10 protein-coding genes are annotated in these 13,214 nt (G+C 61.2%); 8 read left to right on the plus strand and 2 right to left on the minus strand.

The genetic code is table 11. The features are described from left to right. Positions 1 to 198: 198 nt before the first annotated feature. Positions 199 to 1,281 carry a hemolysin family protein gene (locus HMPREF2971_RS08265; protein WP_070692430.1) on the minus strand — a complete coding sequence of 361 codons (1,083 nt, stop codon included), beginning with the start codon at positions 1,279 to 1,281 and terminating at the stop codon, positions 199 to 201. After that, a complete protein-coding gene (locus HMPREF2971_RS08270) occupies positions 1,278 to 2,612 on the minus strand; it encodes a hemolysin family protein (protein WP_070692432.1) in 1,335 nt (444 codons plus the stop codon). The genes HMPREF2971_RS08265 and HMPREF2971_RS08270 overlap by 4 nt, the downstream gene beginning before the upstream one ends. A gap of 587 nt (positions 2,613 to 3,199) precedes the next feature. Here HMPREF2971_RS08270 and HMPREF2971_RS08280 point away from each other — a divergent pair. The 8 genes from HMPREF2971_RS08280 to HMPREF2971_RS08310 all read left to right on the plus strand — a co-directional run bounded on the left by HMPREF2971_RS08280 (position 3,200) and on the right by HMPREF2971_RS08310 (position 13,201). Then, positions 3,200 to 6,877, plus strand: coding sequence for a multifunctional oxoglutarate decarboxylase/oxoglutarate dehydrogenase thiamine pyrophosphate-binding subunit/dihydrolipoyllysine-residue succinyltransferase subunit (locus HMPREF2971_RS08280; protein ID WP_070692435.1), 3,678 nt, complete (start codon positions 3,200 to 3,202; stop codon positions 6,875 to 6,877). Positions 6,878 to 7,097: 220 nt separating this feature from the next. Continuing rightward, a complete protein-coding gene (locus tag HMPREF2971_RS08285) occupies positions 7,098 to 7,697 on the plus strand; it encodes a GDSL-type esterase/lipase family protein (RefSeq protein WP_005505446.1) in 600 nt (199 codons plus the stop codon). Between the two features lie 230 nt (positions 7,698 to 7,927). Continuing rightward, positions 7,928 to 8,002 (plus strand): 50S ribosomal protein bL37, encoded by a 75-nt coding sequence (locus tag HMPREF2971_RS09475; protein WP_095343185.1) that lies wholly within the window; start codon positions 7,928 to 7,930, stop codon positions 8,000 to 8,002. 157 nt (positions 8,003 to 8,159) lie between these two features. Next, the gene (locus HMPREF2971_RS08290) at positions 8,160 to 8,840 is read left to right on the plus strand and encodes a sigma-70 family RNA polymerase sigma factor (protein WP_246825099.1); all 681 of its coding nucleotides are present in this window, start codon (positions 8,160 to 8,162) and stop codon (positions 8,838 to 8,840) included. A 136-nt stretch (positions 8,841 to 8,976) separates the two neighbouring features. After that, a complete protein-coding gene (gene rsrA, locus HMPREF2971_RS08295; protein ID WP_049337831.1) occupies positions 8,977 to 9,291 on the plus strand; it encodes a mycothiol system anti-sigma-R factor in 315 nt (104 codons plus the stop codon). Positions 9,292 to 9,538: 247 nt separating this feature from the next. Next, complete coding sequence (aroA, locus tag HMPREF2971_RS08300) at positions 9,539 to 11,050, plus strand: 3-phosphoshikimate 1-carboxyvinyltransferase (protein ID WP_070692438.1); 1,512 nt, start codon at positions 9,539 to 9,541, stop codon at positions 11,048 to 11,050. Beyond that, positions 11,051 to 12,178 carry a ribosome small subunit-dependent GTPase A gene (gene rsgA, locus HMPREF2971_RS08305; RefSeq protein WP_049342178.1) on the plus strand — a complete coding sequence of 376 codons (1,128 nt, stop codon included), beginning with the start codon at positions 11,051 to 11,053 and terminating at the stop codon, positions 12,176 to 12,178. It abuts the gene before it with no gap. Between the two features lie 81 nt (positions 12,179 to 12,259). After that, the gene (locus tag HMPREF2971_RS08310) at positions 12,260 to 13,201 is read left to right on the plus strand and encodes an inositol monophosphatase family protein (RefSeq protein WP_070692441.1); all 942 of its coding nucleotides are present in this window, start codon (positions 12,260 to 12,262) and stop codon (positions 13,199 to 13,201) included. The last annotated feature ends 13 nt before the right edge of the window (positions 13,202 to 13,214 follow it).

Here is a 13,214-nt window from a genome sequence, read left to right on the forward strand (position 1 = left end):
TACTGCGCTCCCCCACCGCTACTTTATACTGCCGCTTCATCCCTCCGTCTGAGAGTGCCCCTTGGGGGCATCCATAAGACGTTTTTAACCGCAAAACAGCCCGCCCCTCGCCCTCTTTGACGAGGGCACCGGGCGGGCTGTGTGTTCAAGATTTCCCTGTTTTATTCGAGGTATCTCACGATACGGCTACTGGGCTTATTACTGGGCTTCACGCGACTGCTGTCGGCGTACACGCTCACGCACCGCATCCTGGGTGGTGTCGTTGATTTCACCAACGAGCTCCTCCAGCACGTCTTCAAGGAAGACCACGCCGAGGGTTACGCCCTGCTCATCCATAACCTGCGCGATATGGGTTCGGCTGCGCTGCATGGAGGCGAGCGCATCGTCAATATCGGTGGTCGGGGTGAGCGTGTCCAGGGAACGTAGCTTGTACCAGGGGAAGGGCTCGTCGAACCGCTCGGGGGCGATGGCGAGGGCATCCTTCACGTGCAGGTAGCCCATGTAGGTTCCGTCGCTGTCGGTAATGACGAAGCGGGAGTAGCCGCTGCGTGCCACGGCGCGTTCCAGTTCGGCGGGGGTGCTGCCGAAGGGCAGGGTGACGAGCCTATCGCCGGGCACCATGATTTCGTAGACGTCCTTCTCAGTGAATTCGAGGGCACTTTCAATCACGCCGGCATCGTCTTCCACGGTGCCTTCCGCGGTTGAGGTTGCCACGATGGTCTGCAGCTCGCCCAGGGTGAAGGTGGAGGCGACTTCGTCCTTCGTGTCGACCTTCATGAGCGCCAGCAGCTTGTTGGACAGGTTGTTCAGCAGGGCGACCACGGGGGCAAAAATCTTGGAGAAGGTCACCAGAGTCGGCACGATCCAGAGCGCCACGCCGCGCGCCGCGAGGGTCACGGCAGCGTTCTTGGGAACCATCTCGCCAAAGATCACGTGGAGGTAGGTGACCAGGATCAGGGTGATGCCGAAGGCGATTACGTCCACGATGGCGTGGGGCAGGCCGACCAGATGCAGGGGCACTTCCAGCAGGTGGTGCAGCGCCGGTTCTGAGACGTTCAGGATCAGCAGGGAGCAGATGGTGATGCCCAGCTGGCAGGTGGCGAGCATGAGCGAGACGTTTTCTAGGGCGTAGATGACGGTCTGCGCTCGCTTATTGCCTTCTTCGGCGAGCGGTTCGATTTGTGCTCGTCGGGTGGACATGATGGCAAATTCACCGGCGACGAAGAAGGCGTTTCCGGCGAGCAGGATGACGAGCAGTGCGATGGCTACCCAGTCGTTCATGCGTTGCCTCCCTTCTCGGTCTGTTCCTGTGCGCTAGGTGCGGGGGTGAATCGGATGCGGTCCACGCGGCGGCCTTCGAGGGTGTCGACGCGCAGGGTGCCGCCGGTTACGGGGACGCTGTCGCCTACTTCGGGGATGCGGCCGAGGCGTTCCATCATGAAGCCGCCGACGGTTTCGTATTCGGGGCTTTCCTCAACCTCGAGCCCGGGGATGAGGGTGTTGATTTCGTCGGGGCGGCGCAGGCCGGAGAACACCCAGTCGCCGTTGCCGTAGCGTAGGGGGCGTTCGGTGCGGCCGCGGTCGTGTTCGTCGGAGACTTCGCCGACGATTTCTTCGACGAGGTCTTCGAGGGTTGCGATGCCGGCGGTTCCGCCGTATTCGTCGAGGACTACGGCGAGCTGCAGGGCGCCCTGGCGTAGCTGGGTGAGCAACGCATCCAGGTGCAGGGTTTCGGGGACCTGCAGCACGTCTTCTGCGAGGGCGCCGGCTTCGAGGGTTTCGCGAACCTCCGGGGGCACGCCGACCGCCTTCTTCACGTGTACGACGCCCACGATGTTGTCGTGGTCGCCCTTGTAGAGGGGGAATCGGGAGTGGCCGGTGGAGCGCGCCAGTTCGATGACTTCGGCAACGGGTGCGGTGTCTTCGAGCATGGCGACCTGGCCGCGAGGGGTCATGACTTCGGAGGCGGTCAGCTCGGAGAAGCGCAGGGTGCGGTCCACGAAGCGTGCCGCGTCGGAGTCGAGGGTGCCTTCTTCTGCGGAGCGACGAACCATGGAGGAGAGCTCTTCGGGGGTGCGTGCCGCGGAGAGTTCTTCTTTGGCTTCCATGCCGAAGCGTCCGAGGATCCAGTTGGCGGAGCCGTTCATGACGCGCACGAGCGGGGACATGACGCGGGTGAAGGCGAGCTGCGCGGGGGCGACTCGACGCGCCACATCGTAGGGTTCGGCGATAGCGAGGCCTTTGGGCAGCAGTTCGCCGACGACCATGGAGAGCAGGGTTGCGATGAGCATCGCCAGCACCAGGGTGAGTACGTCGGTCACGCTGGTGGGCAGACCCAGGCTACTGATGGCGCCGGTGGTGAGCGCCTTGATGGCGGCGTCGAGGGTGTAACCGGTCAGCAGCGTGGTGATGGTGATGCCGATCTGGCAGCTGGACAGCTGAGTGGAGAGGGTTTTGAGGCAGCGCAGGACGGCGTCGGCGGCTTTATCGCCGGAGTCTTTTGCCTGCTGCACGGTCGCGGTTTCGAGTGCCACGAGGGAGAACTCTACGGCGACGAAGAAGCCGGTACCCAGGATGAGGAGCAGGCCGATGAGTAGGAGAATCAGATCCACTCAGCCACCGCCTCCATCGACTGGTGTGCTGCGCCTTGGGCTTGGCGGGGCAGCCCCGCAGTCAGGCTGTCCAGATGCTGAGCATCGGAGGTGGTGTTTTTGGGTGTTACAGTGCCGTGTTGCGCAGAGTACGCGGGCAGTATTCTGCGCTGGTTAGTAGTCAGAGTCTTACTCAAAGGGTCATCCATACCCCATATTTTAGCGAAGGTTTCGTCTCTTCCCGGTGCTGTAGAGTGCCTGCTCACACGTGCAAGACAGCACTTGTTGCGCACGCGGCTCATTGCTAATCCGTAAGAGTGAAAAATTGCATTGCGGATATGGCGCGATGAGCTGGAAAGTTCACCGTGATTCTCTTTACACTTATACATAGGAGCATGAGTGTGCCGCCAAGCAAGCGGATGAACCCCGACGTTCACGGCACGCTAGGCAGGTTTGTACGGTGCACACCCCGCACATACGGCCACCATCTTAGGCGATGCGCACATGCTCAGCGTGATGATTCGCCCCTCGAAGACGCGGGTCGTCTATGCCGGGGAGAGTCCCGGACGCGACGGATAAATTCACACTAATTGGAAGAGGCGTTTAACGTGCCAAATCTGCCAGAACATCTGGTGCCTGAGGAATTTGCCGGTAACGAATGGTTCGTTGAAGAACAGTACGAGCGTTACCAGAAGGACAAGAACCTCGTGGACCCTTCATGGTGGCCCATTTTTGAGACCATCGACAAGGCGCTGGGAGGCGCCGGTACCGCTAGTGCAGCTCCTGCTGCGGCCCCCGCCGCACCGGCTGCACCTGCCGCACCTGTAGCAACTCCCGCCCCCGCGGCACCGAAGCCTGCGGCTGCGCCTGCTAACCCCACCCCTCCCGCTGCTACCAAGAAGGCTGAACCTGTGGAACCTGCTGAAGACAAGATTGTCCCCCTCCGCGGCCCTGCTAAGGCAGTTGTCACGACCATGGAAGAGTCGCTGACTGTCCCCACCGCAACCACCGTTCGTGCGGTCCCCGCAAAGCTGCTCATTGAGAATCGTGCTGCCATCAACAAGTACCTGGCAAGCACCCGCGGCGGCAAGGTCTCCTTCACCCACATCATTGGTTACGCTGTGATTCGCGCAGTGGCAGCGATGCCTTCGATGAACGTGACCTACGGTGTGGACGAGAAGGGCAAGCCCGTTGCAATCCACAACGCACACGTGAACTTTGGTCTGGCTATTGACCTGCCCCGCCCCGATGGTTCCCGTAACCTGGTCGTTCCGAACCTCAAGGGTGCTGAGCAGCTGAGCTTCCGCGAGTTCTGGGATGCATACAACGACATCGTTAAGCGTGGCCGTAACGGCGCGCTGACCATTGAGGACTTCCGCGGCACCACTGTTTCGCTGACCAACCCCGGTGGTATTGGTACCGTCCATTCGGTGCCCCGCCTCTCCAAGGGCCAGGCAGCCATCATCGGTGTGGGCGCGCTGGAGTACCCGGCTGAGTTCCGCGGCCTGTCCGAGAAGCTCATCACCCAGCAGGGTCTGTCCAAGATCATCACCCTGACCAGCACCTACGACCACCGCGTCATTCAGGGTGCAGGTTCCGGTGAGTTCCTGAAGCTGGTTGAGCACTACCTGCTCGGCGGCGACGACTTCTACGACGCAATCTTCCGCGACCTGAAGGTTCCCTTCGAGCCGGTTCGTTGGGCACGCGACAACCACGTCGATGACGCTCACGAGATTTCCAAGGTTGCACGTATCCAGCAGCTCATTCACGCGTACCGCGTGCACGGCCACCTGACCGCAGCAACCAACCCCGTTGGTTACAAGATGCGTTCGCACCCGGACCTGAAGCTGGAGAACTACGGCCTGACCCTGTGGGATCTGGACCGCGTCTACCCGACCGGTGGCTTCGGCGGTTCCGAGCGTCTGCCGCTGCGCACCATCTTGGAGCGCCTGCACGAGGCATACTCCGGTTCCCTGTCCGTTGAGTACATGTACTCTGAGGACCCCGAGGTTCGCGCATGGTTCCAGGAGCGCCTGGAGCGCGGCGTTGCTAAGCCCACCCGCGAGGAGCAGCTGCGCGTTCTCTCCAAGCTGGTTGAGGCTGAGGCATTCGAGAACTTCCTGCAGACCAAGTACCTGGGTCAGAAGCGCTTCTCCCTGGAGGGCGGCGAGTCCCTGATTCCGCTGCTGGACGCTGTTCTGGACAAGGCCGCTAACAACGACCTGAAGGGCGTTGCCATTGGTATGGCACACCGCGGTCGTCTGAACGTGCTGACCAACATTGCTGGTAAGTCCTACGCTCAGATTTTCCGTGAGTTCTCCGGCACCGCAGCACCCTACGAGGGTGGCTCCGGTGACGTGAAGTACCACCTCGGTACCGAGGGTGTCTTCACTTCCGATTCCGGTAAGCAGACCCAGGTGTACGTGGCTGCTAACCCCTCGCACCTTGAGGCTGCAAACACCGTGCTCGAGGGTATCGTCCGCGCTAAGCAGGACGTCTACCGCGAGCAGGGCGTTGAGGGTCACCCGGTCCTGCCGATTCTGATTCACGGTGACGCAGCGTTCGCTGGCCAGGGCATCGTCATGGAGACCCTGCAGATGGCTGACCTGAAGGCGTACACCACCGGCGGCACCGTGCACGTTGTGGTGAACAACCAGATTGGCTTCACCACCCTGCCGAACGACGGCCGCACCGCAACCCACGCCTCCGACATTGCGCGTATGACCAAGGCTCCGGTCTTCCACGTCAACGCTGATGACCCGGATGCAGTGGTTCGCGCCGCACGCCTGGCATTCGAGTACCGTGAGCGCTTCGGTCGCGACGTTGTCATTGACCTGATTTGCTACCGCCGCCGCGGTCACAACGAGGCTGACGATCCGTCGATGACCCAGCCGAAGATGTACCAGGATATTGACGTCCTGCCCTCGACCCGCACCCTGTACGCACAGGACCTGGTCGGTCGTGGCGATGTCTCTCAGGAAGAGGCAGACGAAGTTCTGGACTCCTACCACTCGAAGCTGGACGCTATCTTCGTCGAGACTCAGTCTTCGGCACCGGCTCCTGCTGGCGCGCACGTTTCCGGTCTGGAACTGCCTGCTGCTCAGCAGAACACCGAGGTCGTTCACGGCGGTAAGACTGCAATCTCCCGTGAGACTCTGCAGCACATCGCTGACGCGTTCGGTAAGGCTCCCGAGGGCTTCACCGTCCACAAGAAGCTGAAGAAGCTCATGGAGCAGCGCGTTGAGATGGGCCGCACCGGCAACGTGAACTGGGGTATGGGTGAACTGCTCGCCTTCGGTTCGCTGCTGATGGAGGGCACCGACGTTCGTATGAGCGGTCAGGATGTTCAGCGCGGTACCTTTGTTCAGCGTCACGCTGTTCTGCACGACCACATCACTGATGAAGAGTGGTCGCCGCTGGAGCACCTCTCTGAGGACCAGGGCAAGTTCCGTATCTACAACTCCTTCCTCTCTGAGTACGGCGTTCTCGGCTTCGAGTACGGCTACTCGGTGGAGCGCCCCGACTCGCTCGTGGTGTGGGAGGCTCAGTTCGGTGACTTCGCAAACGGCGCTCAGACCATCATTGATGAGTTCGTGTCTTCCTCCGAGCAGAAGTGGGGCCAGCGCTCCTCGCTGGTTATGCTGCTTCCTCACGGCTACGAGGGTCAGGGTCCTGACCACTCCTCGGCTCGTGTTGAGCGTTACCTGCAGCTGTGCGCTGAGAACAACATGACTGTTGCATGCCCCTCGACTCCGGCTTCGCACTTCCACCTGCTGCGTCGCCACTCTCAGCACCGTCCGTACAAGCCGCTCGTGGTGATCAGCCCCAAGCAGCTGCTGCGTCTGAAGGCTGCCGCGTCCTCCATCGAGGACTTCACCGAGGGTTCGTTCCAGCCGGTGATTGGTGACCGTTCGGGTATTAACCCGGCTCAGGTTGAGCGTGTGGTCTTCGTGTCCGGTCGTCTCTACTACGATCTGGAAGCTGAGCGCGAGCGCCGCGGCGACACCAAGACCGCTATTGTCTCGGTGGAGCAGCTGTACCCGCTGCCCGAGCAGGAGATCAAGGAGCAGCTGGCTCTGTACTCGAACGCTACCGACGTTGTGTGGGCTCAGGACGAGCCTGCTAACCAGGGTCAGTGGCCGTTCATGGCTCTCAACCTGCAGCCGCTGATCGACCGCCGTATGCGTCTTGCTTCCCGCTCCGCAGCTGCTTCCCCGGCTGCTGGTACCGGTAAGCTGCACGCAGCTGAGGCTGAGGCTCTGCTCAAGCAGGTCTTCGAAGGCTAAGGTCTTCTACAGCTAATCGGCTGATGATTTAGCTCTTCAAAACCCGTCTTCCCGTCAGATGTTTCTGGCGGGCAGACGGGTTTTTTAGTCTCGGATACTTACCGGATAGGGTATTAAGTTCGAAAAGAGGCCGGTAAGCGCTTATCCTAGATATAAAGACTATTACTCACGTGCCTTGCCGCCTCTCACGGCGGGCGCATCCTGCTGAAGAAAGAATTCCGTGGAGCAACGCAATATTCGAATTGTGGCAGTCGGCGATGACCTGCTCGCCGGTGTTGGCGATCCCCGTACCCTCGGCTGGTTTGGCCGTGTTATGGCGCGCACCCCGCAGACCACCGCATCCATTGCGGCATATAACCTTGCCGCCCCCAATGAAGGTAGCGAGCAGCTGAATGCACGCTGGTTCGAGGAGGCGCGCCGCCGCTTCGTTCCCGGTGCTGATAACCGCCTCATTATTGCTCCGTCGACCTTTGACATTGATTTGGGTCTGACCAGCGCTCGTTCGCGTTTGAACCTGGCGAACATTGTGGACATGGCGTCGCAGAACAATATTAAGGTTCTGGTCGTTGGTCCGCCGCCGACCTTGGACGCTGAGCGTAACCGCCGTATCGCTGACCTGTCGGCGGCATACGCGGATGTGGTGACCCGCCGTAACCACGTGTACGTGGATACGTTCAACCCGCTGCTTCACCACGAGCAGTGGCGCAACGATCTTGCCGCGAATGACGGCCGCCCGGGTCAGTCCGGTTACGGTCTGATGGCATGGCTGGTTCTGCACCGCGGCTGGTACAACTGGCTGAACATTCCTGAGCACGGCTAAGAGCCCGCTCCCCCGGCTGGGGTTGTGAGCTGATGCGAAGAAAGTTCGTGTTTTTTAGCTCATATCCCGGTTCCAAGATGCAATCATGCCGTTTCTATGAAAAAATAGACGGCGTTGCCCTTATAGCGTGGAGCACCGGTTTTCGGTGACCGCCTCTGCTAGGGCAGGTAATAGGGGGCACGCACCGCGAAGGTGGGGCGTGCATCCATGAACACTATAAGGAGGCTCTGATGAGCAAGCGCGGTCGTAAGCGCAAGGACCGTCGTAAGGGCGGCGCAAACCACGGTAAGCGCCCCAACGCATAAGGTATCTTGCATACACTTTAAAACCCCGGCGTTTCGGATATTATTCGGACCCGGGGTTTTGCTTTACCCGCAGATGTTTGTGCGCGTTCTGCGGAATAAAGAGAAGAATTCTACGTTATGGATGTGAACGCCTGGCGCGTTCCTGTAGAGGAGAAACATGGCTGAAACCAACACCGCGGCGGATACCCGCGAGCTACGCGAACGCTTTACCGCGGACGCTATGCAGTATGTGGATCAGCTCTACGCTGCTGCCCTGCGGATGAGCCGCAACTCTGCCGATGCTGAAGACTTGGTGCAGGAAACCTACATGAAGGCTTTTGCTTCGTACCACCAGTTCACCGAGGGTACGAACCTGAAGGCGTGGCTGTACCGCATCCTGACGAATACGTACATCAATTTGTACCGTAAGCGTCAGCGTGAGCCGCAGCAGTCTCAGGGTGAGACGGTGGAGGATTGGCAGCTGGCTCAGGCCGGTGAGCATGATGCGGTGGGTCTGCGTTCTGCCGAGGCGGAGGCGCTGAGTGCCCTGCCGAATACGGAGGTTCGTGAGGCTCTGAACGAGCTGTCTGAGGATTTCCGCATGGTGGTGTACTACTCCGATGTGGAGGGGTTCGCGTACAAGGATATTGCGGAGATTCTGGATATCCCTCTGGGCACGGTGATGTCTCGTCTGCATCGTGGCCGCCGTATTCTGCGTGAGAAGCTGCTCGATTATGCGCGTGAGAACGGTCTGCGCCCTTCGACTATCGCAAAGGTAGAAGCGAAGGCTGAGGCGAAAGCTGCACCGAAGGCAGGTGCTAAGGCGCAGCCGGCTAAGGCTGCCAAGCCAAGGGCGTAAAGTCCCCACCGGCGAGCTCTCGTTCTGAGGCGCCTGCGGATTCTTAGCTCCGCTCTTCTACACGTGAGTTAGCCCCCCATGAGGTTGAGGCTAAACTCCCCTAACGCTTTATACCTTCCGTGTGAAAGGAACCCCGATGTCAACCACAGACAAGAATTCTTCTGTCCCCGAAGCCTCCGCGGCTTCTGAGCCGCTAGAGGATTGCGGCGGCCAGCCCTGCTCGTCGTCCCTCAAGCGCCTCTATGAATTCCTCGATAGGGAGCTGAGCCCCGAGCAGCTGCGCACAGTTCAGGCGCATCTGGATGCCTGCCCCGAGTGCGCGGATGTGAAGGACTTTGAGCTGATGATTCGTGAGAAGATGCGTTCTTCGTGCGCTCAGCAGGCGCCCGAGCAGCTGAAGGCTCGTCTGCTGCAGGATGTGCAGAAGTTCTGCGCCGAGGCTAACCTCTAAGCTGCCCCAAGCTGTTGCCCCGCTGGGGGTACAGACATCTGATGATGAGTGAAGGCGGTGCACCAATAACGGTGCACCGCCTTTACGCGTATTGATTGGTTCGTGTTGCTTGGTTCGCGCTGCCTATCTCATCGCTGGAGCCCTCAGCGGCTCGCAAACCCTCAACCGGTAGAATAGGGGTAGACATCAACCGGCGCAGCGTCTCTGAGTCTGCGCCCTCCCCATGATTTGAACCAGAAGAGGATATATGAGCGACGCAGCAGTGCAGCTTTCCCCCGGTGATTGGCCCGCTCCCCTGGCACCCGCCTCCAGCGACACCGCTGGCAAGAACGCGCTGGTGCATATTCCGGGTTCTAAGTCGCTCACGAACCGTTATCTGTTGCTTGCTGCTCTGGCTGATTCCCCCTCGTATTTGCGTGCGCCGCTGCATTCGCGCGATTCGGCGCTGATGATTGAGGCGCTGCGTCAGCTGGGGGCGGGTATTGAGCTGGTGCCGACCGATTCGCCGTTCGGTCCGGATGTTAAGGTTACTCCCCTGAGCTTTGTGGAAGCGCATTCCGCACAGGCTCAGTCCGATTCCGCTCAGTCGCGCACCGTGTCGATTGAGTGCGGTCTTGCCGGTACCGTGATGCGTTTTGTGCCCGCCCTGGCGGCGCTGCTGCCGGGTGAGTTCGCTTTTGACGGTGACCCGCATGCTCGTCAGCGTCCGATGGGTCCGGTTCTGGAGGGTCTGCGTCAGCTGGGCGTGCAGGTGGATTGTGAGCAGGGCGAGAACGCTCTGCCCTTCGTACTGCGCTCCCCCGGCCTGGCGAGCGCAGAGGGTGTTCCTGAGGCGCCCGTGGTTCGTATTGATGCTTCCACGTCGTCCCAGTTCGTTTCGGCTCTGTTGCTGATGGCGCCTCGCCTACCGCAGGGTATGGTGCTGGTGCACGAGGGTTCTTCGGTGCCGTCCATCCCGCACATTCAGATGACCGTGGAGGCACTGCGCCAGATGGGCATCGAGGTGCAGGAGCACTACCCGAACCAAGCCAATGAAGCAGAGGGTGGCGAGTACCGTTGGACGGTTCATCCCGGTTCTTTCCCCGGATTTGAGATGACCATTGAGCCGGACCTTTCGAATGCCGGTCCGTTCCTTGCCGCCGCCGTGGTTACCGGCGAGTCGGTGACTATTCCTCATTGGCCTGCACCCGCGGCTGACTCTTCGGCGGGTACGACCCAGGTGGGCGATATGTGGCGTGAGCTTCTGCCCGCGCTGGGTGCGCAGGTTCGCTACGCTGAGGGCCGTCTGACCGTGACCGGTCCGGCGCAGCTTCCCGAGGGTGACTTCTCCTTTGACCTGTCTGCCGGTGGCGAGTTGGCGCCGACCATGGCGGCTGCCTGCGCTTTCGTGAAGGGCCGCGTTGAGCTGACCGGCATTGCGCATCTGCGCGGTCATGAGACGGACCGCCTCGCAGCGCTCGCCGCTGAGATTAACCGCCTGGGAGGCACCGCCCACGACACCGCCGATTCGCTGGTGATTGAGGCGCCCATCCCCGCTGCCGCGGAGGTTGCGCAGGTTCTGGCGCGCACCTACGACGATCACCGTATGGCGACCTTCGCGGCGATTATTGGTCTGCGCCGCCCCAATGTGGTGGTGCAGAACGTAGCCACCGTAGCTAAGACCATGCCCGAATTTACCGCAATGTGGGAGGACATGCTGGCGCAATGGCAGACCGGCGCCTCCACCGCTGATGCTACCGCTGACCAGGAGGTCTTCTAAATGGGTTCTTCCCGCATGAACGTGCGCGATTTCTCCGAATGGGATGAGTCGGATGTGCGCGTGCGCCCCAACAAGAAGGGCTCCCGCCCCCGCACGAAGGACCGCCCGACCTTCAAAGAAGCGATTCGTGGCAGGGTCATTACGGTGGACCGCGGCCGCTGGTCGGTCGTCGTGGATGAGGGTACCGAGAAGGAGCGTACCCTCATTGCGGCGCGCGCTAAGGAGCTACGCCGCACCGCGATTGTAACCGGCGACTTTGTGGACCTGGTGGGTGACACCTCCGGCGCGAAGGATACCCTGGCGCGCATTGTGCGTCTGGGCGAGCGCACCTCGATTCTGCGCCGTAGCGCCGATGACACTGACCCGTCGGAGCGCGTAGTTGTGGCGAATGCTCAGCAGCTGGTGATTGTGGTTGCTGCGGCGAACCCGGAGCCGCGCACCGGCTTCATTGACCGTGCCGTGGTAGCGGCGTTTGACGCCGGGATTGAGCCGATTCTGTGCATTACGAAGACCGATGTGCGGTACCCGCAGAACCTGCTGGATTACTATGCGGCGAGCGGTTTGAAGATTGTGCTGTCTTCGTCTTCGGATGGTTTGGCACCTAGTCAGGAGGGTGCTGCCGGTTTGGAGTCGGCACCGGTTCAGGAGCTTCTGCAGGAGCTACTGGGTCAGGTGTCGGTGCTTCTGGGCCATTCGGGTGTGGGTAAGTCGACCCTGGTGAATGCGCTGACCGGCTCTGAGCGTGCGACCGGTCATGTGAACGCGGTGACGGGTCGTGGCCGCCACACCTCCTCGTCGGCGTTGGCGTTGCGTCCGGTGAATGCGAATGGCGATCCGATGGAGCCGGGCACCTGGATTATTGACACTCCGGGTATTCGTTCTTTCGGTCTGGCGCATGTGCCGCCGGAGACCGTCGTGGAGGCGTTCGTGGATTTGGCGCCCGGTGCGGCGGATTGCCCGAAGGCGTGTACTCACGCGGCGCAGGCTCCCGAGTGCGGTCTGGAGGCGTACGTTGCTGCCGGTCGTGCCGGTGAGAGCGGTCCCGCCCGCCTGGAGTCCTTGCGTAAGCTGCTGCTGTTGACTCCTGAAGAGGGCGATTCGGAGAAGGAACTGGGCGCTCTCGTCTAGGTTCTCTCCACTGCATTACACACAGCACTACACGCACATTTTTGCTGACTACATCACCGAATACTGAAGAAGAGCATTACTATGAGCCGTCCCCAGCAGTACACCGACGATTTGCGTCTTGCGCATATTCTTGCCGATAGCGTCGATCGTGTGAGCGCCATGCGTTTTCGTGACCGCCCGGTCTTCTCCCCCGCTTCCGAGGTGGTAGAGCCCACTGAGGCGGCACCCGCCGCAACGCCGTTGGCGCCGTGGCAGCAGGCTACTCAGCAGCCCGCGGAGCCGCAGGTGCAGGAGCAGGAACCGGTCGATTACGCCTCGGGTGTGGCTCAGGAGGTTGAGGAGCTTCTGCGCGCGCAGCTATCGCGTGTGCGTACTCGCGACGGTATTGCCGGTGAGCATGCTGGCTATAACGGTCAGGCGTCGCGCCAGTGGGTGATTGCGCCGATTGCTGAGCTGGATAATTTTCGCCGCGGCGTGCCGGTGTGGGCGACTCTGATTGCTCTGCTGGATCAGGGTGAGCCGGTGGTGGGTGTGGTGTCTGCACCCGCGCTGGGCCGCCGCTGGTGGGCTGCTCGCGGTTCGGGCGCGTACACGGGTAAGTCTTTGGCACAGGCGACTCGTCTTGAGGTGTCCTCGCTGACTCAGCTGGATCAGCTATCTGCCGCGTACACCGACCTCGCGTCCTGGAAGACAGCCTCTGAAGGCGCTGTGGACCGCTCTGGCGAGTTTATACAGCTTCTGGGGTCAGTGGGTCGTTCCCGTGCGTACGGTTCGTTCTGGGCGGCGTGTATGCTCGCTGAGGGTGCCGTGGATACTGTGGTTGATCCGTCCCTGTCTTTCTATGAGGTGGCGGCTCTTCTGCCGTTGATCCGTGAGGCTGGCGGCGTCGCCTCCACTCTGGAGGGTGACCTGCCCGAGAACGTGGGCATTTCAGTCTCCGGCGTGCATCCGGTATCCCTGGTGGCGAGTAATACGGCGGCGGTCCAGCAGCAGGTGCTGGAGGCGCTCGCACCCCGCCCCTAGCCTCCCCCCCCCC

It is taken from the genome of Rothia sp. HMSC066G07 (genome assembly GCF_001814485.1).
Taxonomy (GTDB): Bacteria; Actinomycetota; Actinomycetes; order Actinomycetales; family Micrococcaceae; genus Rothia.

What these genes read in the sequence shown, in the direction of transcription:
- HMPREF2971_RS08310 (WP_070692441.1), top strand. Translation starts at nt 12,260, where the DNA reads ATGAGCCGTCCCCAGCAGTACACCGACGATTTGCGTCTTGCGCATATT.
- aroA (WP_070692438.1), top strand. Translation starts at nt 9,539, where the DNA reads ATGAGCGACGCAGCAGTGCAGCTTTCCCCCGGTGATTGGCCCGCTCCC.
- rsrA (WP_049337831.1), top strand. Translation starts at nt 8,977, where the DNA reads ATGTCAACCACAGACAAGAATTCTTCTGTCCCCGAAGCCTCCGCGGCT.
- HMPREF2971_RS08265 (WP_070692430.1), bottom strand. Translation starts at nt 1,281, where the DNA reads ATGAACGACTGGGTAGCCATCGCACTGCTCGTCATCCTGCTCGCCGGA.
- rsgA (WP_049342178.1), top strand. Translation starts at nt 11,051, where the DNA reads ATGGGTTCTTCCCGCATGAACGTGCGCGATTTCTCCGAATGGGATGAG.
- HMPREF2971_RS08290 (WP_246825099.1), top strand. Translation starts at nt 8,160, where the DNA reads ATGGCTGAAACCAACACCGCGGCGGATACCCGCGAGCTACGCGAACGC.